The 26604-nt window shown below is 62.8% G+C and carries 25 protein-coding genes; 9 read left to right on the top strand and 16 right to left on the bottom strand.

Annotated features, from left to right (window positions below; genetic code table 11):
- Positions 1 to 8: 8 nt before the first annotated feature.
- The 4 genes from ACFPWW_RS28340 to ACFPWW_RS28325 form a co-directional block, all read right to left on the bottom strand.
- Positions 9 to 1007, bottom strand: a complete 999-nt coding sequence (locus tag ACFPWW_RS28340; RefSeq protein WP_377314490.1) for a DUF2232 domain-containing protein — start codon at positions 1005 to 1007, stop codon at positions 9 to 11.
- Positions 1008 to 1134: 127 nt separating this feature from the next.
- Positions 1135 to 1383 (bottom strand): 30S ribosomal protein S18, encoded by a 249-nt coding sequence (gene rpsR, locus ACFPWW_RS28335; RefSeq protein ID WP_007531286.1) that lies wholly within the window; start codon positions 1381 to 1383, stop codon positions 1135 to 1137.
- A 12-nt stretch (positions 1384 to 1395) separates the two neighbouring features.
- On the bottom strand, positions 1396 to 1854 hold the full coding sequence (gene rpsF, locus ACFPWW_RS28330) for a 30S ribosomal protein S6 (RefSeq protein WP_112565888.1): 459 nt from the start codon (positions 1852 to 1854) through the stop codon (positions 1396 to 1398).
- 506 nt (positions 1855 to 2360) lie between these two features.
- Entirely contained in the window at positions 2361 to 3404 is a 1044-nt protein-coding gene (locus ACFPWW_RS28325) for an aldo/keto reductase (protein ID WP_113412435.1), read from the bottom strand.
- Positions 3405 to 3612: 208 nt separating this feature from the next.
- On the opposite strand from ACFPWW_RS28325, the gene fabD reads away from it, so the two are divergent.
- From fabD to gmk, 7 genes are all read left to right on the top strand, one after another.
- Positions 3613 to 4557 (top strand): ACP S-malonyltransferase, encoded by a 945-nt coding sequence (gene fabD / locus ACFPWW_RS28320; protein WP_377314487.1) that lies wholly within the window; start codon positions 3613 to 3615, stop codon positions 4555 to 4557.
- Between the two features lie 27 nt (positions 4558 to 4584).
- The gene (gene fabG / locus ACFPWW_RS28315; RefSeq protein ID WP_112565897.1) at positions 4585 to 5322 is read left to right on the top strand and encodes a 3-oxoacyl-[acyl-carrier-protein] reductase; all 738 of its coding nucleotides are present in this window, start codon (positions 4585 to 4587) and stop codon (positions 5320 to 5322) included.
- A gap of 285 nt (positions 5323 to 5607) precedes the next feature.
- Complete coding sequence (locus ACFPWW_RS28310; RefSeq protein WP_003547058.1) at positions 5608 to 5844, top strand: acyl carrier protein; 237 nt, start codon at positions 5608 to 5610, stop codon at positions 5842 to 5844.
- Between the two features lie 93 nt (positions 5845 to 5937).
- Entirely contained in the window at positions 5938 to 7200 is a 1263-nt protein-coding gene (fabF, locus tag ACFPWW_RS28305) for a beta-ketoacyl-ACP synthase II (RefSeq protein WP_377314482.1), read from the top strand.
- Positions 7201 to 7318: 118 nt separating this feature from the next.
- Positions 7319 to 8539 carry an endolytic transglycosylase MltG gene (gene mltG, locus ACFPWW_RS28300; RefSeq protein ID WP_112565903.1) on the top strand — a complete coding sequence of 407 codons (1221 nt, stop codon included), beginning with the start codon at positions 7319 to 7321 and terminating at the stop codon, positions 8537 to 8539.
- A gap of 16 nt (positions 8540 to 8555) precedes the next feature.
- Positions 8556 to 9443, top strand: a complete 888-nt coding sequence (locus ACFPWW_RS28295) for a YicC/YloC family endoribonuclease (protein ID WP_112754399.1) — start codon at positions 8556 to 8558, stop codon at positions 9441 to 9443.
- Between the two features lie 3 nt (positions 9444 to 9446).
- The gene (gene gmk / locus ACFPWW_RS28290) at positions 9447 to 10109 is read left to right on the top strand and encodes a guanylate kinase (protein ID WP_112565909.1); all 663 of its coding nucleotides are present in this window, start codon (positions 9447 to 9449) and stop codon (positions 10107 to 10109) included.
- 156 nt (positions 10110 to 10265) lie between these two features.
- Here gmk and rsmA read toward each other — a convergent pair whose 3' ends face one another.
- The 7 genes from rsmA to ACFPWW_RS28255 form a co-directional block, all read right to left on the bottom strand.
- On the bottom strand, positions 10266 to 11093 hold the full coding sequence (rsmA, locus tag ACFPWW_RS28285) for a 16S rRNA (adenine(1518)-N(6)/adenine(1519)-N(6))-dimethyltransferase RsmA (RefSeq protein ID WP_112565912.1): 828 nt from the start codon (positions 11091 to 11093) through the stop codon (positions 10266 to 10268).
- Positions 11093 to 12121: a 4-hydroxythreonine-4-phosphate dehydrogenase PdxA gene (pdxA, locus tag ACFPWW_RS28280; RefSeq protein ID WP_377314479.1), complete on the bottom strand. Its 1029-nt coding sequence runs from the start codon at positions 12119 to 12121 to the stop codon at positions 11093 to 11095. Before pdxA ends, rsmA begins: the two co-directional genes overlap by 1 nt.
- A 7-nt stretch (positions 12122 to 12128) precedes the next feature.
- A complete protein-coding gene (locus tag ACFPWW_RS28275) occupies positions 12129 to 13070 on the bottom strand; it encodes a peptidylprolyl isomerase (RefSeq protein WP_112706129.1) in 942 nt (313 codons plus the stop codon).
- Between the two features lie 186 nt (positions 13071 to 13256).
- Positions 13257 to 15611, bottom strand: a complete 2355-nt coding sequence (locus ACFPWW_RS28270; RefSeq protein WP_112755736.1) for an LPS-assembly protein LptD — start codon at positions 15609 to 15611, stop codon at positions 13257 to 13259.
- On the bottom strand, positions 15611 to 16699 hold the full coding sequence (lptG, locus tag ACFPWW_RS28265; RefSeq protein WP_112565924.1) for an LPS export ABC transporter permease LptG: 1089 nt from the start codon (positions 16697 to 16699) through the stop codon (positions 15611 to 15613). The genes ACFPWW_RS28270 and lptG overlap by 1 nt, the downstream gene beginning before the upstream one ends.
- Positions 16696 to 17877 carry an LptF/LptG family permease gene (locus ACFPWW_RS28260; RefSeq protein WP_112565927.1) on the bottom strand — a complete coding sequence of 394 codons (1182 nt, stop codon included), beginning with the start codon at positions 17875 to 17877 and terminating at the stop codon, positions 16696 to 16698. Before ACFPWW_RS28260 ends, lptG begins: the two co-directional genes overlap by 4 nt.
- 99 nt (positions 17878 to 17976) lie before the next feature.
- Positions 17977 to 18750, bottom strand: a complete 774-nt coding sequence (locus ACFPWW_RS28255; protein WP_377314476.1) for a phosphatase PAP2 family protein — start codon at positions 18748 to 18750, stop codon at positions 17977 to 17979.
- Positions 18751 to 18890: 140 nt separating this feature from the next.
- Here ACFPWW_RS28255 and ACFPWW_RS28250 point away from each other — a divergent pair, with 140 nt between their 5' ends.
- Entirely contained in the window at positions 18891 to 20384 is a 1494-nt protein-coding gene (locus ACFPWW_RS28250) for a leucyl aminopeptidase (protein WP_377314474.1), read from the top strand.
- Positions 20381 to 20830 (top strand): DNA polymerase III subunit chi, encoded by a 450-nt coding sequence (locus ACFPWW_RS28245; protein ID WP_112755738.1) that lies wholly within the window; start codon positions 20381 to 20383, stop codon positions 20828 to 20830. Before ACFPWW_RS28250 ends, ACFPWW_RS28245 begins: the two co-directional genes overlap by 4 nt.
- A gap of 59 nt (positions 20831 to 20889) precedes the next feature.
- Here ACFPWW_RS28245 and ACFPWW_RS28240 read toward each other — a convergent pair whose 3' ends face one another.
- The 5 genes from ACFPWW_RS28240 to ACFPWW_RS28220 all read right to left on the bottom strand — a co-directional run bounded on the left by ACFPWW_RS28240 (position 20890) and on the right by ACFPWW_RS28220 (position 26575).
- Positions 20890 to 21441: a GrpB family protein gene (locus ACFPWW_RS28240; RefSeq protein ID WP_377314472.1), complete on the bottom strand. Its 552-nt coding sequence runs from the start codon at positions 21439 to 21441 to the stop codon at positions 20890 to 20892.
- Between the two features lie 76 nt (positions 21442 to 21517).
- Complete coding sequence (locus ACFPWW_RS28235; RefSeq protein ID WP_377314470.1) at positions 21518 to 22444, bottom strand: Gfo/Idh/MocA family protein; 927 nt, start codon at positions 22442 to 22444, stop codon at positions 21518 to 21520.
- A gap of 88 nt (positions 22445 to 22532) precedes the next feature.
- Positions 22533 to 23363: a polysaccharide deacetylase family protein gene (locus tag ACFPWW_RS28230; RefSeq protein ID WP_112755740.1), complete on the bottom strand. Its 831-nt coding sequence runs from the start codon at positions 23361 to 23363 to the stop codon at positions 22533 to 22535.
- A 187-nt stretch (positions 23364 to 23550) separates the two neighbouring features.
- Positions 23551 to 25431 carry an ABC-F family ATP-binding cassette domain-containing protein gene (locus ACFPWW_RS28225; RefSeq protein ID WP_377314468.1) on the bottom strand — a complete coding sequence of 627 codons (1881 nt, stop codon included), beginning with the start codon at positions 25429 to 25431 and terminating at the stop codon, positions 23551 to 23553.
- A gap of 91 nt (positions 25432 to 25522) precedes the next feature.
- On the bottom strand, positions 25523 to 26575 hold the full coding sequence (locus tag ACFPWW_RS28220; protein ID WP_377314466.1) for a sensor domain-containing diguanylate cyclase: 1053 nt from the start codon (positions 26573 to 26575) through the stop codon (positions 25523 to 25525).
- Between the last annotated feature and the right edge of the window lie 29 nt (positions 26576 to 26604).

Raw genomic sequence — 26604 nt, 5'->3', positions numbered from 1 at the left:
TCTTGTTCTCAGATTTCGGTATCGGTCTGTTTGGGGGCATCGGCATCCTTGTTCGGGGTGAGGGCGATCGCCTTGCGGGTATCGGCCAGACCAAGCACGAGGATGAAAAGGGCCGGCAGCATCATGGTGCATGCCAGGTAGCTCAGGATGAGGGCCGGCAGGCGCCAGTCCTTGCCGCGCGTGCGGAAGTGCAGGGCGGCGAAGCCGGACATCAGGAAGCCGGCGCCGAAGGCTCCGACAACGGTGGCGCCGATCATCGCCGGAACGCCGCCCATGAACGTGGCGGCCAGACCGGCGAGGAAGACGAAGATGGAATTGCGGTTCATGCGCAGCGACGAGGGGATATCCTCGCGCGGGCGCAGGGCCTTGCCGGACGCGGTCACGATGCGCGTCGCGACATAATAGGCGGCAAACAGCATCACCACCCAGATGCCGCCCTGGATTGCCGGCAGCATGAGGACGACGAGCGATTTGGTCTGCGCGGTGGCGGCCGGATCCGGAACGAAATCCGGCTGCTGCTCCTGCAGCGAACTCATCAGCGCATCGACCATCTGATTGGTGATGTCGGGTCCGTAGCCGATCATGATGCCGGTCACGATAACGGCGAAGGTGACGAGACCGCACAGATGCAGCAGGATATCCGACAGCGGATACCAGGCGAGCAGGTTGTCCGGGCCGCCGAGTTCGGAAGCCGGCCGCGCGAGATTGGCAAGATGGCTGAGCCAGCCTGCCGGCAGCAGCGTCACCAGCGTCATGACCAGCGCGAAGGACGGTGAGATGGCGATCGCGCCGACGACCGCGGCAGTGACGACGGCGGAAATCGCCGCGAGATTGCCCCAGCCGAGGCCGACCAGCAGAATGGGAAGCGCGGAAGCGGCGTAGAGAACGGCACTGAACGACGGCTGCATGCTCGCGCCAAGCACCAGCAAGGCGGCGGTCACTCCGGCAAGTGCGCCGGTCGCAAGCGTTTTCGGGTTCGGTCGTATCACTTCGCTGTCCTGCTTCATCAAGCAGTTAGAGGGTTTCCCTGAATCTGTCCGGGAGATGCCTCAACATGGGTTTTCTGGTTCCGATCCGCGCCCATCGCGGAAGGGAGGAAGCCCCGGATCGGAAATCCGGGGCTCCGATAGTCAATCAGGCGACGACGTAGGGCAGCAGGCCGAGGAAGCGGGCGCGCTTGATCGCCTGGGCGAGCTCGCGCTGCTTCTTCTGGGAAACGGCCGTGATGCGGGACGGAACGATCTTGCCGCGCTCGGAAATGTAGCGCTGCAGGAGACGGACGTCCTTGTAGTCGATGCGCGGAGCGTTTGCGCCCGAGAAGGGGCAGGTCTTGCGACGACGGTGGAACGGACGACGGACCGGAGCGGAGGAAGATTCAGACATTCTTATTTCTCCTTATGCACGGTCTTCGCGGGGAGCGCGGTCCGGACGCGGAGCGCGCTGGAACTCGCCGTCACGGCGCGGCGGACGGTCGCCGAATTCGCGGCGCGGGCCACGGTCGCCGCCTTCACGCGGGCCACGGTCGTCGCGGTCGCGCTTCTGCATCATGGCAGACGGGCCGTCTTCGTGCTTTTCGACAGCGATGGTCATGTAGCGAAGAACGTCTTCGCTGATGCGCATCTGGCGTTCCATTTCCTGGATCGCAGCTGCCGGCGCATCGATGTCCATCAGGGCGTAGTGCGCCTTGCGGTTCTTCTTGATGCGGTAGGTGAGGGACTTGAGGCCCCAGTTTTCGATGCGCCCGACCTTGCCGCCGTATGCTTCGATCACGCCCTTGTACTGTTCTACGAGGGCATCGACCTGCTGCGACGTGATATCCTGTCGGGCAAGGAATACATGTTCATAAAGAGCCATGACAGCTTTGCCTTTCTTGCGTTGATCAGAACCCGGCATTCGGCGGCTAAGCCTCAACGACTGCTCCTGAGAGGCGTGATACGCCAAGCAAGAAAAGCGTTTCCGAGACGGTCGAGAGCGGAGACACGGGAGGCTGGAACGCTTCCGTTCCGAACGGTTTGCATGAAGCAGACCGGCCCTCCGTTCAGCCACCAGCCAGAAGACCGGGTTAACGAACAGGCGCGCTTATACGGATTTTTGCGCGAAAGGCAAGGGAAGGCGGCAAGAAACCTTCTTTCGTCGCTTCCGGCCGAAAGAAGATGGTCTGTCCCGGCGGAATGCCGATGAAGAACCGGTCGTCGCGATCGGCAGCCGCTGCGTTCGGAAAAATCACGTGCTGAAACTGAAAGTATGGCGCCCGTGACCGGATGGCCGCCACTTACCGGCGAAATGCGAACACAGGGTCGTCGCCTGTCGGACATAAAAAAGGGCGCGATCTCCCGCGCCCTTCGCAAATTCGCAGGCCGTCAGAGCGGCATCGGATACTGCCGGTGAACCTTCTCGATCTCTGCCAGCACCTCGCTGCCGAGTTTGACGCCGGCCGATCCGATATCCGTCTTCAGCTGCGCCATCGAGGTCGCGCCGATGATGACGGACGTCATGAAGCGGCGGGTCAGGCAGAAGGCGAGCGCCATCTGCGAAGGGTCGAGGCCGTGGCGGGCGGCAATGTCGAGATAGGCCCGCGTCGGCGCTTCCTGCAGCGGCTGCAGGCGGCCGCCGAGATCGCCGTTGATCGCGGCGCGCGTGCCCGCCGGCTTTTCGCCGTTGATGTATTTTCCGGTCAGGATTCCCGCGGCAAGCGGCGAATAGGCCAGCAGGCCGACATTTTCGTGATGGGAAAGTTCGGCCAGGTCGAGATCGAAATGGCGATAGAGAAGATTGTACTCGTTCTGCACGCTGGCCACGCGCGGCAGGTTCAGCTGCTCGGACAGCGTCACGTATTTCTGGATGCCCCAGGTGGTTTCGTTGGACAGGCCGAAGGCGCGGATCTTGCCGGCCTTCACCAGTTCGCCCATGGTCTCGACGATCTCGGTCATGTTGGCGACGGCTTTTGCGCTGTCCTGCTTGAACGGGTCGTAGTGCCAGCTCTGGCGGAAATGGAAATGGCCGCGGTTCGGCCAGTGGACCTGGTAGAGATCGATGTAATCGGTCTTGAGCCGTTTCAGGCTGGCGTCGATCGCAAGCCTGATGTTTTTGGCATCGGCGCCTTCGCCGTCGCGCAGATAGGAGCGGCCCGTGCCGGCGACCTTGGTGGCAAGCACGATATCTGCGCGCTTGCCGGTCTTTTCAAACCAGCTGCCGATATATTCTTCCGTGCGGCCCTGCGTTTCGGCCGAAACCGGCGTCGTCGGGTAGAGTTCGGCCGTGTCGAAGAAATTGATGCCTTCCTGGACGGCGTAGTCCATCTGCTCGTGGGCTTCCGCCTCGCTGTTCTGCGTGCCCCAGGTCATCGTTCCCAGGCAAATTTCGGAAACGGAAATATCTGTGCGGCCTAATTTATTGTATTTCATCGGGAACCTTGAACGTCGTCTGAGAAAGGGAAGGGCTTGCGAAGAACCGCGCAAATCTAGGCTGGATTTGCTGAAGCGCAAGAGAAAAAACCGGGCTTTCCCGCTGGCGCGAAAGGCTTTGGAGAGAATCGGCCGCCACTTGACTCTCAAGGAAAGAATGTCAATTGGAGGCGAAATGGCCCGATGGGCGCTATCGAGGGACTGAAAAATGACCGTTGCTTTCACTTTTCCCGGCCAGGGCAGCCAGGCCGTCGGCATGGGCAAGGATCTCGCCGAGAGCTTCGCGGAAGCCCGCGCCGTTTTCGAAGAGGTCGACGAAGCGCTCGGTGAAAAGCTTTCCGACACCATGTTCAACGGTCCCGAAGACAAGCTGACGCTGACGGCCAATGCCCAGCCGGCGCTGATGGCCGTCTCCATGGCCGTCATCCGCGTTCTGGAGGCCAGGGGTCTCGACCTGAAGGCCAGGGTCGCCTATGTCGCCGGCCATTCGCTCGGCGAATATTCCGCCCTCTGTGCCGCCGGCACCTTCTCCATCGCCGATACGGCCCGCCTTCTGCGCATTCGCGGCAATGCCATGCAGGCCGCCGTGCCGGTCGGCGTCGGCGCCATGGCTGCCATCATCGGCCTCGAACATGCCGATGTGCAGGCCGTCTGCGAAAAGGCCGCGGCCATCGGCTCCTGTCAGATCGCCAATGACAATGGCGGCGGCCAGCTCGTCATATCCGGTGAGAAGGCGGCTGTCGAAAAGGCGGCCGGCCTTGCGACCGAAAAGGGCGCCAAGCGTGCCATCCTGCTGCCGGTCTCCGCGCCCTTCCATTCGAAGCTGATGGCGCCCGCCGCCGACGCCATGCGCGAGGCGCTGGCCGGCGTGAAGAAGGCCGATCCGCGCGTGCCGCTCATCGCCAACGTCCGTGCCGCCCCCGTCACGGATGCCGAAGAAATCGCAAGCCTTCTCGTCGCGCAGGTCACGGGTCAGGTCCGCTGGCGCGAGACGGTGGAATGGTTTGCCGCAAACGGCGTAACCACGCTTTACGAACTCGGCGCCGGCAAGGTGCTCACCGGCCTTACGCGCCGCATCGACAAGACTGTCAATGGCGTCCCGGTCAACGGCCCGGCCGATATCGACGCCGCCATTGCCGCTCTCACGGCCTGATTGCCCACTCAAACAAGGAACGTTCCCATGTTCGATCTTTCCGGCCGCAAGGCTCTCGTCACCGGCGCATCGGGCGGTATCGGCGAGGAAATCGCCCGCCTTCTCCACAAGCAGGGCGCCATCGTCGGCCTGCACGGCACCCGCGTCGAAAAGCTCGAAGCTCTGGCGGGCGAGCTTGGCGAGCGCGTCAAGATCTTCCCGGCGAACCTGTCGGATCGCGACGAGGTCAAGGCGCTCGGCCAGAAGGCGGAAGCCGATCTCGAAGGCGTCGATATCCTGGTCAACAATGCCGGCATCACCAGGGACGGTCTCTTCGTGCGCATGAGCGACGAGGACTGGGATGCCGTTCTGGAAGTGAACCTGACGGCGACCTTCCGCCTGACGCGCGAACTCACCCATCCGATGATGCGCCGCCGCTACGGCCGCATCATCAACATCACCTCCGTTGTCGGCGTCACCGGCAATCCCGGCCAGGCGAACTATTGCGCCTCCAAGGCCGGCATGATCGGCTTCACCAAGTCGCTGGCCCAGGAAATCGCCACCCGCAACGTGACCGTCAACTGCGTTGCCCCGGGCTTTATCGAAAGCGCCATGACCGGCAAGCTGAACGACAAGCAGAAGGAAGCGATCATGGGCGCCATTCCCATGAAGCGCATGGGTACCGGCGCCGAAGTGGCCTCCGCCGTTGCCTATCTCGCCTCCGCCGAGGCCGGTTATATGACGGGTCAGACGCTGCACGTGAACGGCGGCATGGCCATGATCTGAAACGATTAGCTGCCGCGGTCGCCGATTTCAGCCAATAGCGTGTTGAGCAATCACGAACGGTTGATTTTCTGGCTTTGCGGCAGACTTAAAGCATGTTAAGCGGGCCATGACTGTGTACAGTCGTCCCGAAAAAGCAGACGGACCGGCGGGCTTTTCGCAAGCCTGGGACTTCTCTAAAGCCGGGTAAACGAGTTTGCCGAGGATGTCTGAAAGCATCGCAGGCTGAAACAGGGTAGGGGTGTCAGAAAGACATTCCGATCAGGACATAAGGTCGAGGAAACCGACATGAGCGATATCGCAGAACGCGTAAAGAAAATTGTTATTGATCATCTTGGCGTCGATGCCGACAAGGTTGTCGAGAGCGCCAGCTTTATCGACGATCTGGGCGCTGACTCGCTCGACACGGTCGAACTGGTCATGGCTTTCGAAGAAGAATTCGGCGTTGAAATTCCCGACGACGCTGCTGACTCGATCCTGACGGTTGGCGACGCCGTGAAGTTTATTGAAAAGGCTCAGGCCTGATTCTGCGCATTCGAGAAAGGGCGGGCCAAGAGTCCGCCCTTTTCTTTTGAGCATGTTTCTCCATAAAACATAACAGACGGGGGAAAGCAGTCGATGAGAAGGGTCGTCATTACAGGTACCGGCATGGTATCGCCCTTGGGATGCGGAACGGAAGTGACCTGGTCCCGCCTGCTTGCGGGAGCCAACGGCGCCCGCCTCGTGACCGAATTCGAGATCGAGGATCTCCCCGCCAAGATCGCCTGCCGCATTCCCGTCGGCGACGGTTCCGACGGCACCTTCAATCCGGACGACTGGATGGAGCCGAAGGAACAGCGCAAGGTCGACCCCTTCATCATCTACGGCATGGCCGCTGCCGACATGGCGCTGAACGACGCCAACTGGCATCCCGAAACCGACGAGGACCAGATCGCCACCGGCGTGCTGATCGGCTCCGGCATCGGCGGCATCGAGGGCATTGTCGAAGCCGGCTATACGCTGCGCGACAAAGGCCCGCGCCGCATCTCTCCCTTCTTCATTCCCGGCCGCCTGATCAACCTCGTCTCCGGCCAGGTCTCCATCCGCCACAAGCTGCGCGGCCCCAACCATTCGGTCGTCACCGCCTGCTCCACCGGCGCGCACGCCATTGGCGACGCTGCCCGCCTGATCGCGCTCGGCGATGCCGATGTCATGGTCGCCGGCGGCACGGAATCCCCGGTCAGCCGCATTTCGCTTGCCGGTTTTGCCGCCTGCAAGGCGCTCTCGACGCAGCATAACGACGACCCGCAGAAGGCCTCGCGCCCCTATGACAAGGACCGTGACGGTTTCGTCATGGGCGAGGGCGCCGGCATCGTGGTTCTCGAAGAGCTGGACCACGCGCTGGCACGCGGCGCCAAGATCTATGCCGAAGTGGTCGGCTACGGCCTTTCCGGCGATGCCTTCCACATCACCGCCCCGTCGGAAGACGGCGAAGGCGCGTTCCGCTGCATGACCATGGCGCTGAAGCGCGCCGGTCTGACGCCGGCCGATGTCGATTACATCAACGCCCACGGCACCTCGACCATGGCCGATACGATCGAGCTCGGCGCCGTCGAGCGGCTCGTCGGCAATGCGGCCTCGAAAATATCGATGTCGTCGACCAAATCCGCGACCGGCCATCTTCTCGGTGCCGCCGGCGCCATCGAGGCGATCTTCACAACCCTCGCAATCAGGGATAACGTCGCCCCCCCGACGCTCAATCTTGACAACCCGGAACGGGAAACGGCAATCGATCTTGTTCCGCACAAGGCTCGTGAGCGAGAAATCAACGTGGCGCTGTCCAACTCGTTCGGATTCGGCGGCACGAATGCATCGCTCGTGCTGCGCCGCTACGTCGCGTAACAGGCGGTTTACGAGCACGGGCGAACGTCAAACGGCGTCATGAAGAGCGGCAGAACCTGTTTTTGCCGCATTACTTCGCGAAATAGCGAAGCGGGGGCCAAGTTTTAGAGGATTGCCGGTGAGCGATACGACCAACCAGAGCAGCGACAACGGCCAGCCGGCGCAGAAGGGACCGATCATCCCGAAATCGCCGAACGAAGCCCTGCGCCCGGAACGCGTTCCCGAGCCGCCGAAGCGCTCCCGGAATGCGCGCAGCCAGGTCGTCCTCTTCCTGAATTTCGTGATGACGATGGCGGTGGTCGTCTGCATCGCCGGTCTCATCGGCTTCTATTACGCCATCACCGCCTATCAGAGCCCCGGCCCGCTGCAGACGAACACCAATTTCATCGTTCGCAGCGGCGCGGGCCTTGCCGAAATCTCCGCCAACCTCGAGCGCAACCTTATCATCTCGGATGCCCGCGTCTTCCGCTATCTGACCGCGACGCATCTCAACGCCGGCGAAAGCCTCAAGGCGGGCGAATACGAGATCAAGGCGCATGCGTCCATGAACGAGATCATGGAACTCCTGAAATCGGGCAAGTCGATCCTTTATTCCGTCTCCTTCCCGGAAGGGCTGACGGTGCGGCAGATGTTCGACCGGATGCTGGACGATCCGGTTCTCGAAGGCGACCTGCCGGCAGCACTGCCGGCGGAAGGCAGCCTGCGGCCCGATACCTACAAGTTCTCGCGCGGCACCAAGCGGTCTGAAATCATCGACCAGATGGCGGCTGCCCAGCAGAAGCTCGTCGACCAGATCTGGGAACGGCGCGACCCCTCCCTGCTCCTGAAGAGCAAGGAGGAGTTCGTAACGCTTGCCTCGATCGTCGAGAAGGAGACCGGCGTGGCGGACGAGCGCGCCCATGTCGCCTCCGTCTTCCTGAACCGTCTCGGCAAGGGCATGCGCCTGCAATCCGATCCGACCATCATCTACGGCCTCTTCGGCGGCGAGGGCAAACCCTCCGACCGGCCGATCTACCAGTCGGACCTGAAGAAGGAGACGCCGTACAATACCTATCTCATCAAGGGCCTGCCGCCGACGCCGATCGCCAATCCCGGCAAGGACGCGCTGGAGGCGGTTGCCAACCCCTGGAAGACGCAGGATCTCTATTTCGTCGCCGACGGCACGGGCGGCCACGTCTTTGCCGCGACGCTCGAAGATCACAATGCCAACGTCAAGCGCTGGCGCAAGCTGGAAGCCGACAAGGGCGCCGATCCCGAAATTGCCGTCGACGGACAGCCGGAGGATCAGCCCGCGGACAATACATCCGCCGTTCCGCCGAAGAAAAAGAAGATCAACTGATATCGGGAGGCCTTTGATGGCATTGCAGTCCATGACCGGTTTTGCGCGGCGCGAGGGAACGAGCGGCCGCTGGCGCTGGACATGGGAACTGCGTTCGGTCAACGGCAAGGGTCTCGATCTGCGCCTCCGCCTGCCGCCCGGCCTGGAGCGGCTGGAAACGGATGTCCGCCGCATTGCCGGCGAGAATTTCAGCCGTGGCAATCTGCAGGCGACGCTGGCGCTGACGACGGGCGAGAGCCAGATGGAGGCCGTTCTCAACCAGGATGCCTTCGCCGCCGTTCTTGCCATGCGCGACCGTCTGGAAGGCCTGATCGACCCGGCGCCGCTGAGGCTCGATACGCTGCTTTCCATCCGCGGCCTCGTCGATTTCCGCGAGCCGCAGGACAGCGAGGAAACGGTTGCCGCCCGCGATGCCGATATCCTGTCGGGACTGGCGGCCGCCCTTTCCGATCTCCGCGCCATGCGCGAGCAGGAGGGGGCCGCACTCGCGCGTGTGCTTCTCGGCCATGTCGCGACGATCGAGGCCTTGACAGGCACGATCGAGGCCGATCCTTCGCGCTCGCCCCAGGAGATCGCGGCAAGGCTTTCGGCCCAGGTCGCGCTGCTCATGGAAGGCGCCGGCGCGCTCGACCGCGACCGGCTGCATGCCGAAGCGGCCCTGCTTGCCACCAAGGCGGATCTGCGCGAAGAGATCGACCGGCTGAAGGCCCATGTCGCCGCCGCCCGCGATCTCGTGGCGAAAGGTGGCCCGGTCGGCCGAAAGCTCGATTTTCTTGCACAGGAATTTAACCGGGAATCGAATACGATCTGCTCGAAATCGAACGCATCGGCCGTCACCGCAGCCGGCATCGAGCTGAAGGTGGTGATCGATCAGTTCCGCGAGCAGGTCCAGAATTTGGAGTAGGACATGAGCCCGGCGAAAACATCGCCCATCCGGATCGCCCGCCGCGGTCTGATGCTGGTCATCTCGTCGCCCTCGGGCGCCGGTAAATCCACGATCGCGCGCACGCTTTTGGAAACCGACAAGCAGATCGGCCTTTCCGTCAGCGTCACGACCCGCCAGCGCCGGCCGAGCGAGGTGGAAGGCGTTCACTATCACTTCAAGTCGGTGCGGGAATTCGAGCGCCTGCGCGATTCCGATTCCCTCCTGGAATGGGCCGAGGTTCACGGCAATTTCTATGGCACGCCCCGCGAGCCGGTCGAGCAGGCCATGGCCGAAGGCCGCGACATGCTCTTCGACATCGACTGGCAGGGCGCCCAGCAATTGCAGCAGAAGATGCAGGCCGACGTCGTTTCGATCTTCGTGCTGCCGCCGACCATGACCGAGCTGCAGTCCCGGCTGCATCGTCGTGCGGAGGATTCCGAGGACGTCATCCAGACGCGCCTCGCCAATTCCCGCGCCGAGATCGCCCACTGGCGCGAATATGACTATGTCATCGTCAATGACGACCTGAACGCCGCTTTCGACGCCGTGCAGTCGATCGTCAAGGCCGAACGCCTGCGCCGCGACCGCCGCCACGGCATGTTCGATTTCGTCCGCGAACTGCTGGAAGAGACGCCGGTTCTTTAAAGCAATTCCAGCAAAAGTGCGCAGCGGTTTTGCGTCCGGAATTGCGGAGAAAGAAAGCAATTCCAGCAAAAGTGCGCAGCGGTTTTGCGTCCGGAATTGCGGAGAAAGAAAGCAATTCCAGCAAAAGTGTGCAGCGGTCTTGCGTCCGGAAATGCGCTAGAGGCTGTTGGCCAGCCGGCAGAATTCTTCCACCGACAATGTTTCCGCGCGCCTGGCCGGATCGATGCCGGCCTTGACGAGCAGGCTTTCGCCGCCAAGCGGCTTCAAGCTCTGGCGCAGCATCTTGCGACGCTGGCCGAAGGCGGCCTGCGTCACCTTCTCCAGATTGGCGACGGAGCAGGGGATCGGGTTCTCGTTCGGCGTCAGGTGGACGACCGTCGACGTGACCTTCGGCGGCGGCGTGAAGGCCTGCGGCGGAATATCGAATGCCATGCGGGCATTGGTGCGCCATCCGGCGAGCACGCCGAGGCGGCCGTAATGATCGTCGTCCTGCGAGGCGACGATCCGTTCGCCGACTTCCTTCTGGAACATCAGCGTCAGGGATTGCCAGAAGGGCGGCCATGCCTTCGGCAGCAGCCAGTTCACCAGAAGCTGGGTGCCGACATTATAGGGCAGGTTGGCGATGATCTTGACGGGGCCGTCCGTCGCCAGCGCCTCGAAGTCGATCTTCAGCGCATCGCCTTCGATGACCTCCAGCCGGCCCGGATAGTGGTCGGCGATCTCGGCCAGAGCCGGCAGGCAGCGTGCGTCGCGCTCGACGGCAACGACCTTCTTCGCACCGAGCGCCAGGATCGCCCGCGTCAGGCCGCCGGGGCCGGGGCCGACCTCGAAGACCGTTACGTCCTCCAGCGCTCCCGCCGTGCGGGCGACCTTCTGTGTCAGGTTGAGATCGAGCAGGAAGTTCTGCCCGAGCGCCTTGCGCGCGTCGAGCCCATGACGCTGGATCGTCTCGCGAAGCGGCGGCAGGCCGTCGAGTGCAGCCATCAACGACGGCTTTCCGCGGTACGGCCAAGCTGTGCGCCGAGCTTGAGCGCGGCAACGAGGCTTGCCTCGCGCGCCAGACCCCGGCCGGCAATGCCGAAGGCGGTGCCGTGGTCGGGAGAGGTGCGCACGAAAGGAAGGCCGAGCGTCACGTTGACGGAATCGTCGAAGCCGAGCGCCTTGGCCGGGATCAGTGCCTGATCGTGATACATGCAGACGGCAACGTCGTAGCGCGCGCGCGCTTCGTCGTGGAACATCGTATCGGCGGGGAGGGGGCCGATCGCGTCGATGCCCTCGTCGCGCAGCAGCTGGACTGCGGGATGGATGACGCTTTCATCCTCCTTGCCGATCGCCCCGCCTTCGCCGGCATGCGGATTGAGCCCGGCGATCGCCAGGCGCGGCGCGGTAATGCCGAACCGCTGCTTCAGGTCCCTGTCGGCGATCCGGCAGGTCTCGACGATCAGTTCGAGGGTCAGCGCCTCAGCCACATCCTTGAGCGGAATATGGATGGTGACGGGAATGGCGCGCAGTTTCGGCCCCGCAAGCATCATGACGGGCATGGCCGGCTGGCCGGTCGCGCGCATCGCCAGATCGGCAAGGAATTCCGTATGGCCCGGAAACTTGAAACCGGCCTCGTAGAGCACCGACTTGGCGATCGGATTGGTGACGACCGCGAGCGCTTCGCCCTGCATGACGAGCCCGACCGCCGTCTCGATCGAGGCGATCGTAGCCTTTGCCGTCGCGACATGCGGCTCGCCGGCCGCAACGTCGATGCCCGCCGCTATCGGCAGGACCGGCAGCGCGTCCGCGAAGACGCCAAGGCTTTCGGCCGCATGGCCGATGCCGCGCAGGGAAATGTCGAGGCCGAGCTTGCGCGCCCGCACCGCAAGCACATCGGGATCGCCGATCAGGAAAAACGGCGGCAGCCCAAGCTCGCGCCTGCGCAGCCAGGCCATGAGGGTAATGTCAGGTCCGACGCCCGCCGGGTCGCCCTGGGTCAGTGCAAGCGGTCGCGAAAAGGGTGTCGCCATGGAGAAATCAGCGATAGACGATCTGCGCGCGCTTGCGCAGCTCGTCGAGATATTTGGTGCTGTTTTCGTTTTCCGGCGCTGCCGACTTGTCGGCCTTGGCCTTGTCGAGGTCTTCCTGACGGAACACCATCTCGGCCGCCTGGTCGTCCGAGACCTGGCGCTGGCTGCAGATCGCCAGATATTCCACGCCCTTGTCGGTCACGCGCGTTGCCGTCGTATTGCCCTTGGCCGCTGCCACCAGATCCTTCCAGTCCGCCGGAATTTCCGGGGCCAGCATGCGGCCGAGGTCGCGGATCGAGACGTCGCGCATCGTGGCGGCGAACGTCTTTGCCTGATCGCAGCCCGGATATTTGGAGCGGGACGCTTCGGCTTCGCTCTTGCGCTTGGCCGTGATCGCGTTGCGCTTGGATGCGGGGATGACGAAGATGACCTGCTGCAGCATGTATTCGGTCGTCACCGGCTTCTGCTTGTTGTTCTGCATCATGCGGTTGACGAGATCGTAATTCGAAATGCGTGCGCTGGAGCCGTAACGCGCGTTGACGACCCGCGGCCAGCTCATCTGCACGGCAATGAAGTTCTTGAAGTGATCGACACCGACGCCGGCGCGGTCGAGAATCTGCCCCATCTGCTCGACGGAAAGCTTGTTGGAGGAAGCAAAACGGGCGAAGGAGGCGTTGACGTCGTCCTGCGAAACCGACATGCGCACGCGCGCCACTTCCTGCCGTTTCAGCGTCTCGTCGATCAGTTGCTCTTCGGCGGCCTTGGCATCGGCCTTCTGACGCTGCAGCCGCAGGAAGGCCTGTCGCTTGGCAACGTCCCCGCTGGTAATGGCGGTGCCGTTGACCACCGCCTTGACCTCGCTGGCGGCAAGGACCGGGGTGCTGAAGGCGGCAAGCATGAAGGCTGCGCCTGCGATAAGCGTGGTTACGGTCTTCTTCGCGTCAATCATCCGTTGACCTCCCGATTCGCCGCACGATCCAGCGCGCGGCGCTCTTACCATACACTGAGACGAGCGGAAATCGCATCTCTTGCTCCGCGATACCCTATGCCTCACATAACGACTGGTCGCAATGTCCTGCACAGGCTTACGGCGAAAGAATGGCCCGGCCGGAGATTTCCGGCCGTCCATCCGTCATCAGAGGTTGCTTGCAGCGTCACCCGTACCCAGCCGGATATCGCCGAGCGTGCGGAAGGTCAGGCGAGCGGCGATCGTCCAGTCGCTTGCCGTTTCGTCCGTCGTATCGCGCGTATCCGTATAGGCGATCGTGAAGATCGTGCACTCGTCTTCGTAGGAAATGCCGAGCGTGCGCCGGGTGACGACATCGTTGTTCAGATCCCAGGCGATGCCGCCGAAGATCGACCAGTAATCCTGGAACTTGACCCTGGCGTTTGTCTGGATCTCGTCATTGTCTTCGGCAAAGCCGTATTCCGGCTGCGCGGTCAGGTGCGTATAGGTCACCTGGCCCGAGAACCTGTCGTTTTGATAGGCCGTCGTCAGGTCGCCGCGATTGAAGGAGAAATCCTTCTCGTCCAGCCGGTAGGATGCCGCAACCGAGAGGCCGAAGGGCATTTCGATGCCGCCGAGGCCGACATAGTCGGAACGGTCGGTCTCAAGACCTGATTCGGCGCCGACATTCACGAGGTCGTCTGTCGCAAACGAGTTCTGGCCCGCAAGCTGGTAGGACTGGCCGAAGATGCCGTGCAGCTTGTAGCCGCTGTCGAAGGTTCCGGTGTACTGGAAGCCGACGTTCGCGCGCGTGCCGCCTTCGATACGGTCGTAGCCGGAGAACCGGTCGCGGTCGAAAAGGTTGGTCGCATCGAAGACGAAACTCTGCGCGTCTTCGTTCGGCAGCCGGCCGGCCAGCGGCTCGTCGGGACGCGCATAGACCTGGGCGATCGGTTCCAGGACATGCGTGCTGTTGCTGGTCGTGAACAGGATCGGGTAGCGCAGTTCCAGCCCGGCCGTGACCATTCCGCGCGTTGCCGCGCTGTCGTCGAGATAGTTGCCGGCATAGGGAACGCCGTTGGCGTCGACGGGGCTGTCCATGTTGAGCGCGAAAGCATCGCCGCGCGCGGCAAGCAGCGGCGTGATCACGAGGCCGGTCGGCGTCACGAAGGTGCGCTTCCACTGGAGCTCGGTGGTCAGGCGGGTCGTCTGACCTTCGAGGCCGCGGAAACGGTCGAACCCGGCGACGTTGTAGAAGTCGTCATGGGTGCGCGAAATGTTGGTGAGGTTGACGTCGGCCGAAAGCTCGCCGCCCGCGACCGGTTTCGGCGCGACATAGTGGTAGTCGAGCGTCGGGTAGACGATCGCCTGCTGCTTCTCCGACGTGCTGTTGTTATCGGCGTCCTGGACGTCGAAATAGAAGGAGCGCAGGTCGAAGTAGTTCCGCTTGCCGAGACCCGTCAGGTAGACGGTATTGGCGTAAGGCGTGCCGGAATAGCCCTGGATCTTGTAGGTGCGCGAGAAGTTGTTGTCGCTCTGCACCATCACGTCCCAGCCGAACGTCCAGCGGGGATTGATCCTGAAATTCGCTCTCGAAGCGACCATGCCGCGCTGCTTGGCCTCGGCATCGCTCGTGCCGGTGCTGAAGTTGCCGGGGCTCATCTGGTCGATGCCGGCAATGTGCATGGTCAGCGTGCCGTTTTCGAAGCGGCGGCGATATTCGCCTTCGAGCATGAAGCCCTGGGACGTATAGCCGGTGCCCGTGACGGTGAAATCCGAGCTCGGCGAGATGACGTAATAGTAGGGAACGGACAGGCCGTAGCCGAGATTCTGCGAAACGCTCATCGTCGGGAACAGGAAGCCCGACTTGCGCTTCACCGTATTGTCGGGAACCGTGATCCACGGAACGTAGGCGATCGGCTGGCCAAGCAGTTCGAAACGGGCATGTTCCAGCCGGATCGTGTGCTTCTGGCCGTCCTGAATGACGCGCTGCGCCTTGACCTGCCAGAAAGGCGCCTTCTCGGGCTTTTCCGCGCAGGGCAGGCAGGCCGTGTAGACGCCCTTGTTCAGAATCATCTGCGTGCCGCCGACGCGCTGGCCGGTTTCGGCCACGAGGCGGGTATTGTCGCTCGTTTCGATTCGCAGCGCGTTCATGAAGCCGTCTGCGAAATTGTCGGTCACGTCCAGGCTGTCGGCATAGATCCGGTTGCCGTCGGGCGTCACCATCTCGATGTTGCCGGTCGCCATCATGCGGCCGGTCTTCTGGTTATAGTCGACTTTCTGGGCGACCAGCTTGTAGCCGCCGTAATTGATCTGCACGCCGCCGATCACGGAAACGAGTTCCTGGTCCTTGTTATAGACGAGCTCGTTTGCGGACAGCATCAGTTTTGCATCCGGCGAGACGTTCTGGCCGATGGCGGGCATGCCGGTATTGTTCTCCTGGCCGTAGGCCAGCGGAGCATTTTCGAAATAGGAACACAGAGCCGCACCTAGGAGCAGGGCAACCAACTGTTTACTAAAATTCTTGCGGTCGCCTACCGCCACTAGCCATCCTCCTGATGAAGCAGGATCGTTGCGCCTAAAGCGAGCGCCACGACCACTGGTATCCAAGTCGCCACAAACGGCGGCACGACACCGCTGCTTCCGAATGCTTTTACAAGCACGGTGACGACATAAAGCATGAAGCCTGAAATGATTCCACCCAGAATCACAGAGCGTGATTGGTTGAACCGGCTAAATTTCAGAGACACTGTTGCAGCAATGAGAGTCATGGCCACCAGGAGCAGCGGCTGCGACAGCAGTGAGTTGAATTGAGTCTCGAGCGCCTTCGTGGAGATTCCGAAGGATTTGGCAGCCGCAATACGGTTGGAAAGGTCAAAAAAACCAATTGTTTCCGGCGCTGTCAGCCGCTCCTTGATGAAGTCCTGCTTCAGATTGGTACGAAGCTGTTCCGAAGCCTTGCGCACGGGGATTTCCCCAGGCTTGCGTTCGATGACGTTGTTAAGCTGCCAGTAACCATCTTCCAATTTGGCCGATGAGGCATCCTGTCTCAGAATGACCTGGCCTGTGGAATCGAAGTGGATAAGTACGGCGTCCACAAGCAGGGTGCCGTTCTCCAGCACCGTCTTGGCGCCGATGATGACATCGTCCCGGCCGCTGATCTGGCGCAGCCACGGAACCTGCAGCGCCTTGATCATGGCATTGTCCTGGCCGCGCCAGGCGGTTTCGAACTGCGTGGCCTGCCGCTGGCCCCAGGCCGCGAGCGGGTTGAGCGCCACCACCGTCAGCACGCCGAGAATGAGCGAGCCGGCGATGAAGGGCAGCATGAATTGCCAGACCGAGATGCCGGCTGCGCGGGTGACGACGAGTTCGTATTTCCGGTTGAGGCCGATCAGTACGGTGATGCCGACGAAGAGCGCTACGAAGGGGATGGTCTGCTGCAGGATCAGCGGCAGGCGCACAGCGGTCAGAAGCACGGCGCCGCCCAGCGTATAGCCGGGGAAGTTGGAGATGCGGCTTGCCGTCTCGCTGAAATCGAGCAGGAAGGTGATGGCGCTCATGCCGATCAGGAACCACATCGTGGTCACGACATAGCGGCGGAAGAAATACCGGGACAATGTTCCGAAAATCATCGCGCAGCGCCTCCGCCGGTCCGGCCCGTCGCGGCCAGGACCCGCTTCTGCGCGCGCTTCCAGATCGACGAGGTGCGGTTCCTGACGGCCAGCGGCATGGAAAGCCGCTTGTGCATGTTCAGGAAAACGATCGAAACCAGGCTGGTCACGATCGGGATCGCATAGAGGATCGGGATATAGGTCGCGCTCTTGTCGATCTGGTTGGCAACGTAGAACGCCGCCCAGCGCAAGGCGAATGCGAGGCCGAGCGCGCCGATCATCGGATGCATGCGTGCCTCGCGATGCGAGCGCGCATCCCCGGCGATGGCAAGCGAGAAAAGCGCGAAGACGAAGGGAAGCATCCAGTCGGTCAGCCGGCGATGCAGCTCGGCCGTATAGCTGCCGGGCTTGGCGATATAATCGGGGTCCTTCGGATCGGGATCGAGCAGGAAGCCGAGATCGCGGTCGCTCGCGCGAAGCGTCGCCTGCCCGTTGTTTTCCGTCATGTCCGAAAGGTCGAAGGAATAGGAATCGAACTTGATGACCGAGACGTTGCCATCGGCCGTTTTGCGATGGACTTCGCCGTCATGCATGATCAGCGACGTGCCGACATCGTCCACGGCGCCTTCACGCGCATAATAGATGAGCTCGTAGTTCGGATCGCGCTCGTCGGCGACGAACAGGCCCTTGAGCGTGCGGCCGGCAAGCCGCTGCGAGATCTGCACATAAAGGCCTTCGTCGATCTTGCGGAAGGTCTTTTCCTCGATCACCGACGACAGAAGGTCGGCATAGGTGGCGGCGATCATCTGCCGCACGACCGTCTTTGCCCGCGGCTCGACGACATTGTCGACGAAGAACGAGAAGACGCTGATGAGAACGGCAAGCAGCAGGATCGGCCGCGCCAGGATGCTGCGGCGCGCGCCCGCGGCATCGATCACGGTCAGTTCGGAATCGTTGTTCATCGTCGTCAGCGTCTGGGTAATGCCGATGACGAGCGCGAAGGGCAGCACGACGGGAATGATCGACGGCAGGATCAGCGTCGCAAGCGTGGCGAACGAGCCGATCGACTGGCCGCTGTCGGTGACGAGGTTGATGCGCTGCAGGACCTGGGTGGTCCAGATGATGGCGAGCACCGGGAGCAGGGCCACGAGAAACATCTGGCCGACACGCCGCAATATGTATGTTTCGAGTAGTTTCATGCTCGCCCTTGAACGCGCCTGCGGGTCGGTATGATCAGCAGGAGATTCCCTCTACGCTGTTTGTCTCGGTTTTGCGACAAGTCAGTGTCAAAAATTCATTCAAATTTCAGAATTTTTTTGTTGCCGTGGCGACTCGGCAAGTGCCATCAGCGCCGCGAATATGACGACCGAAGACAGCCACCCCAGCGCGACGTCGGACAGGTAATGCGCGCCGAAGGAGAGCCGCATCGCCGGCGTCAGGATGGATACGGCGGCAACGGGGGCGACAAGCGCATAACGGAGCGACTTCGGCACGAAGATCAGAAGGCAGAACAGCCATCCGGCACTCGCCGCCTCTCCGGAAATGAACGAGCAGTTCGACAGGCATTTGCCGGCCAGCGAGCCGGCTTCGGCAAAGTGCAGCGTGCCGCCGAAGAAATCGGTCTGGACCGGCCGCGGCCGGCCCCAATGTTCCTTCAGGATCACGTTGACGAGAAGAACGGGTCCGATCAGCAGCGTGCCGAGCGCCACTTTCAGGTCGCGGGCGCGCGGCGCGTTGAACGTCGCGCCATGCTGTTGATAACATTCCGCGAGCTTCCACAGCATGACCGCGGTCACGACATAGGGAACGTAGAAGAACAGCGTGCGCAGGAGGCCGAGGATCGCCTCGCTGCGATAGGGGAAGGAGCCGCAGATCTGTGTGGCCGGAGCTGACCCGCCGCAGGCCGCCTGCACGAAAAAAAGCTGGGAAAAATAAATGTCTATCCCGGGGAAGGCGCGGAACAGGGCCAGGAGCAGCCACCACACCCAGAAAAGCAGGATAAAGACGCCGAACGCCGTTTTCGGCAGGCGAATTGCCGGACCCCGCCATCGATTTTTCGAAAAAACTGTCAACGCAAACATCTACGAAACTGACGAAAACCTTTTGGCCGGGCGGCCGCGCGGAACATAACAACTGTCGCCGGCCATTGACAGACCCGTCAAACGCGAAATTATCCCTCCGAACGGATTTCATGAATCCCATCGGAGAAGACATGTCTGCAAAATTCGAAATTTCATTCTCAAAATCGGCAAAGCTCAGCGGCGGCCTCGCGATCCTTCTGAAAACGTCGGAGGCCGACGTCGCCGCCGGGGCCGATATTGCCGATCCGGCGGGAGTGATCGCCAAGGCCTCGAAAATTGCGCGCTTCTCGGCAAAATCGCTGACTGCCCTCGACCTGGTGGCGCCGGAAGGCGCGCCTGTCGAGCGCCTCGTCGTGCTTGGCCTCGGCAAGCCGGCAGAGCTTGCCGCCCACGACTGGCTGAAGGCCGGCGGCAGCGCCGCCGCGAAAATCAAGAACACCGACAAGGCGACGATCTTCATCGATGCGCCGGGTGCAGAAGTCGGCGCCAAGGCTGCGGCCGATTTCGCCCTCGGCATCCTGCTGCGTGCCTACAGTTTCGATACCTACAAGACGAAGAAGAACGACGAGGAGGAAAAGCAGGCGAAGTCGGTCAAGGTGACGATCGTCACGACCGAGGCCGCCGCCGCCAAGAAGGCCTTCGCCGATGCCGAAGCGGTTGCCGACGGCGTCAATCTCGCCCGCGATCTGGTCAACGAGCCGCCGAATGCGCTCGGCCCGGTGGAGTTTGCCGCCAGGGTCAAGGAGCTGGAAAAGCTGGGCGTCGAGGTGGAAATCCTCACCGAGCGCGAAATGCGCCGTCTCGGCATGGGCGCGCTGCTCGGCGTTGCCCAGGGCTCCGTCCGTCCGCCGCGCCTTGCGGTCATGCAGTGGAAGGGCGGCAAGGGCAAGGATCGGCCGATCGCCTTCATCGGCAAGGGCGTCGTCTTCGATACCGGCGGCATCTCGATCAAGCCGGCCGCCAACATGGAAGACATGAAGGGCGACATGGGCGGCGCGGCAGCCGTCACCGGGCTCATGCACACGCTCGCCGCCCGCAAGGCGGCGGTCAATGCCGTCGGCATTATCGGCCTTGTGGAAAACATGCCCGACGGCAACGCCCAGCGCCCGGGCGACATCGTCACCTCCATGTCCGGACAGACGATCGAGATCATCAACACCGATGCGGAAGGCCGCCTCGTGCTCTGCGATGCGCTCTGGTATTGCAACGACCGCTTCAAGCCGCAGTTCATGGTCAATCTCGCGACGCTGACCGGCGCCATCATGGTTGCGCTCGGCAACAGCCATGCCGGCCTCTTCTCGAATGACGATCCCCTGTCGGCGCAGCTGACGGCGGCCGGCCTCGTCACCAACGAGAAGCTGTGGCGCATGCCGCTCGGCAAGGAATACGACAAGATGATCGACAGCAAGTTCGCCGACATGAAGAATACCGGCGGCCGTCTTGCCGGCTCCATCACCGCGGCGCATTTCCTCAAGCGATTCGTGCAGGAAACGCCCTGGGCGCATCTCGACATCGCCGGCACCGCCATGGGCTCGGTGCAGGACGAGATCAACCAGTCCTGGGGCTCCGGCTTCGGCGTGCGGCTGCTCGATGAGCTGGTGCGCTCGAACTACGAAACACGATGACGGAAATCCTCTTCTACCACCTGACGGAATCGAAGCTGGAAGACGCGCTTCCGCCGCTGCTCGACAAAAGCGTCGAGCGCGGCTGGCGCGTCGCCGTCCAGACGAAGGAGGCCGACCGGCGCGACAAGCTCGATCAGCACCTGTGGACCTACCGGGACGACAGTTTCCTGCCGCATGGCACGGATGAGGCCGATTTCGCCGGCGACCAGCCGGTTCTCCTGACGGTTTCTCCCGGCAATGCGAATGCGGCCACCGTCCGTTTCATCGTCGACGGCGCCGAGCCGCCGCCGGCGGCCGATTACGAGCGCATCGTCTTCATGTTCGACGGCTACGACCAGGAGCAGCTCGAAGGCGCACGCGCCCAATGGAAAAAGCTGAAAGGCGAGGGGCATAACCTCACCTATTGGCAGCAGACGCCGGAAGGGCGGTGGGAAAAGAAGGCCTGAGCGGAGCGCCTCGCGCAAGACCGCGCGCCGGTCTTGCGGCCGCGACACCCTGGGGATCGTCAGGCGAGGCCCGCTTCGGCCAGAACCTTGTCGATGAAATCCTTCTTCGCCTGGGTATAGGCGGCGCGGCTTTCGGCAAATTTCTGCGCCAGCCCGATCTTCAGTTCCTCATAGGTGAGCGCGAGCGCGGGATCGTTGCGCAGCCTGTCGCGGAAGAAGATGTCGCGCCGCCAGTTGAAGCCCTGATATTCGACGACATGGGCGAGATGCGTGCGCGTCTCGCCCGCAATGCCGCGGCCGAAGAGATGGTCGTCGGGCACGACGTCCGCGCCGGCATAGTCGTAGCCGATCGTTTCCATCGGCCGGATGCAGGCAAGCCCGTCGTCGAGGCGGTGCACGCCGATCAGGATATCGATGATCGGCTTGGCCTTGATGCCGGGAATGGCGGTGCTGCCGAAATGCTGGATATCGAGCGCCAGAGGGCCAAGCGCCTCGCGGATCCTGGCCTCTTCGTGCAGATAGGCCTCGTGCCATTTCGCATTGGGGTCAGACAGCCTGACCGTCAGATGCCGAACGCCCAACCCAAACGTTTCATCCTGCTCCTGCTGCATGGAAGCGGCCCCTCAAGTGTCGGTGCCGCCATTCTAGCATTCCGCAGGCGCAATGGCATCTGCCGGCGATGGCCGATCAATCGTAAAACGCTTCGACGAATTTGCGCTTGCCGAGCATGAAGGCATCGGCGACATGGCGCAGCGGCGCCAGATCCACATCCGACTTGCCGGCCTTGATGAGTTCGGCAAAGCGGCGGTAGAGCGAGGGATATTCGGCTTCCGGCGCGGAGAATTTCAGTTCTCCGTCGACCGAAAGCTTCGAGCCGCCTTCGGACAGGACCATCTGGCCGGCGGCCGTTTCCGCGATAATGTCCCAGCTCTGCTTGCCCGTCTGGCGCCAGTCGAATTCGGCATGAACCGGAACATAGTCGACATTGCGGAAATGCAGGTCGGCGGCGATCGGCGAGTCGCGGTTCTCGGGGAATTCCAGCGTGCCGCCGCTGAGGAAGATCGCCTTGGGCAGGATATGCGTGACGATCGACAGCGCGTTGATGCCGGGATCGAAAACGCCGAGGCCGCCCGCCTGCCAGATCCATTCCTGGTTCGGGTGCCACTGGCGCACGTCTTCCTTCCAGATCACATGCATGCTCTTGATCTCGGTCGAGGCAAGGAAGGATTTCGCGGCTTCGACGGCGGCGGCGTAGCGCGAATGCCAGCTTGCAAACAGGGTCGCGCCCTGCCGGTTGGCGAGGTCTTCCAGATCGGCCACTTCGCTCAGCGTCGCGCCCGGCGGCTTTTCCAGGAAAACGTGCTTGCCGGCGACGAGCGCCTTGTAGGCCGCTTCGTAGCGGTATTGCGGCGGCATGCAGAGCGAAACGGCGTCGATCGACGGTTCGGCCGCCAGCATGTCGTCGATCGAGGTATAGGCGGTCACGCCGTCGACCGTGCCGTGGCGGCTCGCCGTCGCCACCAGCTTGAAATCGGCATTGGCGGCGATGGAGGGAAGGTGCTGGTCGCGGACGATCTTGCCGACGCCGACGATGGCGAGGTTGATGGCTGACATGGTGAAGCTCGCGTTCGGTGTTTCGCTAAAAGTATGACTTATTGCGCGCCGTTTTATCAGAAAGCGGTCCGCGGGCAAGTCATCGCGATCAGAGCGAAGCCATTTCCACCGGCGCGGAGCTCTTTTTGAATTTCAGCGTCACTACCTTGTAGCCTTCCGCTTCGAGTTTCGAAAGCAGTGCCGGCAACATCATTGCGGTCCGCTTGTGAATGTCGTGCATCAGGATGATGCCGCGGCCGCGCTTGCGCAGTTCGTCCATCGTGCGTCTGGTGACGGCGACCGGGGTCGTATTGAAATAGTCCTTGCTGTCGATATCGACATCCATGACGACCATGTCGCGCATGGCAATGGCGGTGCGCAGCTTCCGGCTCTCGGCGAGATAGGGGAAGCGGAAGAAGTTCACGTCCTCGCCCGTCGCCTTGGTCACGGCCAACTGGCCCTTGGCGACTTCCTTCATCGCCGCATCGAAGCTCATCGTCGCGAGATCGGCATGCCTGTAGGTATGGCTGCCGATCGCATTGCCGTCCTGCGCGATCCTGCGGGCAAGCTGCGGATGCAGTTCCGCCATTTCGCCGACCATCATGAAGGCGCCCTTCACGCCGAACCTGTCGAGCACCGCCAGAACCTTGTCCGTGCGTCCGGGGATCGGGCCGTCATCGAAACTGAGGATCACTTCCTTGTCGTGCAGCTTCAGTTCGGAGAGGGAGGAGACCTCCAGCGTCCGTCCCGCCAGATGATGCCAGCCGCCATGGTCGGGGACGTCCGCATCCTCCTCGTCCTTCCCGGCCGGGCTCTTGCCCTCGGGCGCGATGACGGAGGACGTCTTGATCGTCTTGTCCGGTTCTGGCTGCTTGGTCGTGGCGCAACCGCAAAGGGCAAGGGTCAGCGCGATGCTGGACAAGGCGAGGAAACGATGCATGAAAGGGCTCAACAAATCAGTGAAAAAGTTGAGACAACCTTTCTGATTATGGTTAACGATCGGTTGAGACCGGCCGGATCCCGGCCATGACGCGGCACTTCGCCGCGTCCAGAACAGGGGCTGTTCCGGGCAGGAAAAAGCCGGGCCTGCGTGGTGCCCGGCTTTGAGAAAATGCGATTGCGGCGCCTCAGCCCGCCATCGCTTCCTCATATTCCGAGGACAGCATCAGCCATTCTTCTTCGGCGGCGGCAAGCTTGGCGGCTGCCTCGCCGCGCTGCCTGGCCTTTTCGGCCGCCCTGGCGGGTGCCTTCTCGTAGAGCGCCGGGTCCGCAAGCTCCGCATCCAGCGTCTGAATCATTTTCTCCAGTTTGCCGGTCAAGGATTCGATTTCGTTGATCTTTTTCCTCAGCGGGGCGAGCGAGGCCCGCTTGTCGGCGTTAAGCTTGCGCTGGTCGGCCTTCGATGTCTGTTCTTCCGACTGCTTCGGCTCGTCCTTCTTCTTGCCGGATGCGACGATCAGGTCGCGATATTCGTCCATGTCGCCTTCGAAGCTCGTCACCGTGCCGTTATTGACCAGCCAAAGGCGGTCGACGGTCGCTTCGATCAGGTGCCGGTCGTGCGAGATGAGGATGACTGCGCCGTCGTAATCGTTCAGCGCCTCGATCAGCGCGCGGCGGCTGTCGATGTCGAGATGGTTCGTCGGCTCGTCGAGGATCAGCAGGTTCGGCGCATGAAAGGCGGCAAGGCCCATCAGCAGGCGCGCCTTCTCCCCACCGGAGAGATCCTTGGCCGCCGTCGCCATCTTTTCGGTCGCAAGACCCATCTGCGCGACGCGGGCGCGCACCCTGGCTTCCGGCTCGGTCGGCATCAGCCGGCGCACATGTTCCACCGGCGTCTCGTTGGGGACGAGGTCGTCGAGCTGATGCTGCGCGAAAAAGCCGATCTTCAGGCTTGGCGCCAGGCGCACTTCCCCGCTCTCCGGCGCCAGGCGGCCGGAGATGAATTTGGCGAATGTCGATTTGCCGTTGCCGTTCGAGCCGAGCAGCGCGATGCGGTCGTCATTGTCGATGCGCAGGTTGAGCCCCTTGAGGATCGGTTTTCCGGGCTCGTAGCCGACCGCCCCGCCGCTGATCGCGACGATCGGCGAGGCCGGCTGCTTTTCCGGCTCCGGGAAGGTGATCGGCTGAACGTGATCCTCGATCACGGCGGCGACCGTGCCCATGCGCTCCAGCGCCTTGACGCGCGACTGGGCCTGTTTTGCCTTCGAGGCCTTGGCCTTGAAGCGGTCGATGAAGCTCTGCAGGTGCTTGCGCGCCGCCTCGTTCTTCGCCTTGGCCTTCATCTGCAGCTCGTCGGCCTCCGCCTTCTGCCGCTCGAACTGGTCGTAATTGCCGCGGTAGAAGGTGAGTTTCTTCTGGTCGAGATGCACGATGGAATTGACCGCGTTGTTGAGGAGATCGCGGTCGTGGCTGATGACGATGACCGTATGCGGATAGCGGCGGATATAATCCTCCAGCCACATCGTGCCTTCGAGGTCGAGATAGTTGGTCGGCTCGTCGAGCAGCAGCAGGTCCGGTTCGGCAAAGAGCACGGAGGCGAGCGCCACGCGCATGCGCCAGCCGCCCGAGAAGGAGGAGGCGGGCCGCGCCTGCGCCTCCTGGCTGAAGCCGAGGCCGGAGAGGATGCTGGCGGCGCGCGCCTCCGCCGAATGGGCGTCGATATCGACGAGGCGCATCTGGATTTCGGCGATCCGGTGGGGATCGGTCGCGGTCTCCGCCTCCGCCAGCAGCGCGGCGCGCTCCTTGTCGGCAGACAGCACGATCGAGATCAGCGATTCCTCAGTTCCCGGCGCTTCCTGCGCCACCTGGCCGATGCGCGCGTTCTTCGGGATCGATACCGTCCCGCTCTCCGCGCCGAGATCGCCGGTGATGACGCGGAACAGGGTGGACTTGCCGGCGCCGTTGCGCCCCACGAGCCCGGCCTTCGCGCCTGACGGCAGCGAGAGGCTGGCATGGTCGAGAAGCAGGCGGCCGGCAATGCGGGCGGAAATGTCTGAGATCGTAATCATGCGCGCGGTTTTGGCCGAAAGCCGCCGCCAAGGCAAGATGGCTCAGCGGCACCTTTGCCGCTGTCTGCCGTCGATACTTGCGGCCGGACGCTCAGCGCCCGAATGCCTGCACCGGCTGGCGCGGATTGGATTGGGCGGCAAGCAGCGCCACGCGGGCATTGGCCTGAAGCTGGCCGGGCGTTGCCGCATCGCCGCTCAGCGCCACGCCGACCGAAATCGTCAGGCCGCCGGCTTCCGACGTGTCGGATGCCGCAAACACCAGATTGTCCTCGACGCAACCGCGCAGCCGCTCGCCAATCGCCAGCGCATCCTGCATGCCGACATTGGCAAAGAGGAAGGCGAATTCGTCACCCTCCGTGCGGGCAATGAAATCGTTCTTCTTCACCGTCTTGCGAAAGAGGCCGGCAAGCTTCTTCAGCAGCTTGTTGCCGGCCTGCGTGCCGTAGCGGTCGTTCAGCCCCTTGAAATCGTCGATATCGACCATGACCAGCGCGCTGCCGGCCGCGCCCTCTTCCTGGCCGTAGAGATCGTCGAGGGCGCGGTTGAGCCCGATCCGGTTCGGCAGGCCGGTGATCCTGTCGGTGACGGCCGCCGCCTGCATGGCGCAAATGCCCCGCTCCAGCGCCGTCAGCCGCTCGATATCCTCTTCCAGTTTCGCCCCGATCGTTCGTTCCGCCGCAAGGACGGCCGAAAGCGAGGAGGCGAGATAATCGACCTCCGCCATGAAGTCGGCAAGGCTCTGCTGCTCCTGCTGGCCCGAGACGGATTTGAGAATGGTCTCGCAGGCGCGCGCGAAAGCCTGGTGATGCAGCCGCCCTTCGGCGAGGCGCGACGCCGTTTGGGTGAGCACGCGGCTCGCCTCGTCCCGCGCGCGCTCGCCCGCCAGCCCGTAATGGCCGACGAGCCGGTAGCGCAGGCCGAGTTCGTCCAGCGCCTCCTGCTGCGGATGCGGGCCGAGGGCGGCGATATCCTGCGCCAGCCCGCCATTGAGGCCGATCAGCGCTTCGTGGAACAGTTCGTAATTGCGCGGCAGGCCGGCCACGTTCAGGCGCACCATGTGCTGGACGACCTTCTGGCTGTCGGCGGCCGGCGTCGGCCGGGCGGTCTCGCGCCCATTCAATGCAATTGCAGCGGCAGTCTGCATGACGATCCCCTTGTTGCCACCGGTCCTCT

The sequence above is a fragment of the Rhizobium sp. GCM10022189 genome, from assembly GCF_042656325.1.
Lineage (GTDB): Bacteria > Pseudomonadota > Alphaproteobacteria > Rhizobiales > Rhizobiaceae > Rhizobium.
Note: the sequence above shows the minus strand (reverse complement) of the source record. Positions and strands in the feature narration are given on the sequence as shown.

Excerpts from the sequence above, each read along its gene's own strand:
- ACFPWW_RS28260 (WP_112565927.1), bottom strand. The coding sequence starts at position 17,877 with ATGAAACTACTCGAAACATACATATTGCGGCGTGTCGGCCAGATGTTT.
- pdxA (WP_377314479.1), bottom strand. The coding sequence starts at position 12,121 with ATGGCGACACCCTTTTCGCGACCGCTTGCACTGACCCAGGGCGACCCG.
- fabF (WP_377314482.1), top strand. The coding sequence starts at position 5,938 with ATGAGAAGGGTCGTCATTACAGGTACCGGCATGGTATCGCCCTTGGGA.
- ACFPWW_RS28220 (WP_377314466.1), bottom strand. The coding sequence starts at position 26,575 with ATGCAGACTGCCGCTGCAATTGCATTGAATGGGCGCGAGACCGCCCGG.
- ACFPWW_RS28340 (WP_377314490.1), bottom strand. The coding sequence starts at position 1,007 with ATGAAGCAGGACAGCGAAGTGATACGACCGAACCCGAAAACGCTTGCG.
- ACFPWW_RS28275 (WP_112706129.1), bottom strand. The coding sequence starts at position 13,070 with ATGATTGACGCGAAGAAGACCGTAACCACGCTTATCGCAGGCGCAGCC.
- rsmA (WP_112565912.1), bottom strand. The coding sequence starts at position 11,093 with ATGGCTGCACTCGACGGCCTGCCGCCGCTTCGCGAGACGATCCAGCGT.
- ACFPWW_RS28230 (WP_112755740.1), bottom strand. The coding sequence starts at position 23,363 with ATGCATCGTTTCCTCGCCTTGTCCAGCATCGCGCTGACCCTTGCCCTT.
- ACFPWW_RS28250 (WP_377314474.1), top strand. The coding sequence starts at position 18,891 with ATGTCTGCAAAATTCGAAATTTCATTCTCAAAATCGGCAAAGCTCAGC.
- fabD (WP_377314487.1), top strand. The coding sequence starts at position 3,613 with ATGACCGTTGCTTTCACTTTTCCCGGCCAGGGCAGCCAGGCCGTCGGC.
- ACFPWW_RS28295 (WP_112754399.1), top strand. The coding sequence starts at position 8,556 with ATGGCATTGCAGTCCATGACCGGTTTTGCGCGGCGCGAGGGAACGAGC.
- rpsF (WP_112565888.1), bottom strand. The coding sequence starts at position 1,854 with ATGGCTCTTTATGAACATGTATTCCTTGCCCGACAGGATATCACGTCG.
- rpsR (WP_007531286.1), bottom strand. The coding sequence starts at position 1,383 with ATGTCTGAATCTTCCTCCGCTCCGGTCCGTCGTCCGTTCCACCGTCGT.
- ACFPWW_RS28310 (WP_003547058.1), top strand. The coding sequence starts at position 5,608 with ATGAGCGATATCGCAGAACGCGTAAAGAAAATTGTTATTGATCATCTT.
- gmk (WP_112565909.1), top strand. The coding sequence starts at position 9,447 with ATGAGCCCGGCGAAAACATCGCCCATCCGGATCGCCCGCCGCGGTCTG.
- ACFPWW_RS28225 (WP_377314468.1), bottom strand. The coding sequence starts at position 25,431 with ATGATTACGATCTCAGACATTTCCGCCCGCATTGCCGGCCGCCTGCTT.
- lptG (WP_112565924.1), bottom strand. The coding sequence starts at position 16,699 with ATGATTTTCGGAACATTGTCCCGGTATTTCTTCCGCCGCTATGTCGTG.
- ACFPWW_RS28245 (WP_112755738.1), top strand. The coding sequence starts at position 20,381 with ATGACGGAAATCCTCTTCTACCACCTGACGGAATCGAAGCTGGAAGAC.
- ACFPWW_RS28325 (WP_113412435.1), bottom strand. The coding sequence starts at position 3,404 with ATGAAATACAATAAATTAGGCCGCACAGATATTTCCGTTTCCGAAATT.
- ACFPWW_RS28235 (WP_377314470.1), bottom strand. The coding sequence starts at position 22,444 with ATGTCAGCCATCAACCTCGCCATCGTCGGCGTCGGCAAGATCGTCCGC.
- ACFPWW_RS28240 (WP_377314472.1), bottom strand. The coding sequence starts at position 21,441 with ATGCAGCAGGAGCAGGATGAAACGTTTGGGTTGGGCGTTCGGCATCTG.
- fabG (WP_112565897.1), top strand. The coding sequence starts at position 4,585 with ATGTTCGATCTTTCCGGCCGCAAGGCTCTCGTCACCGGCGCATCGGGC.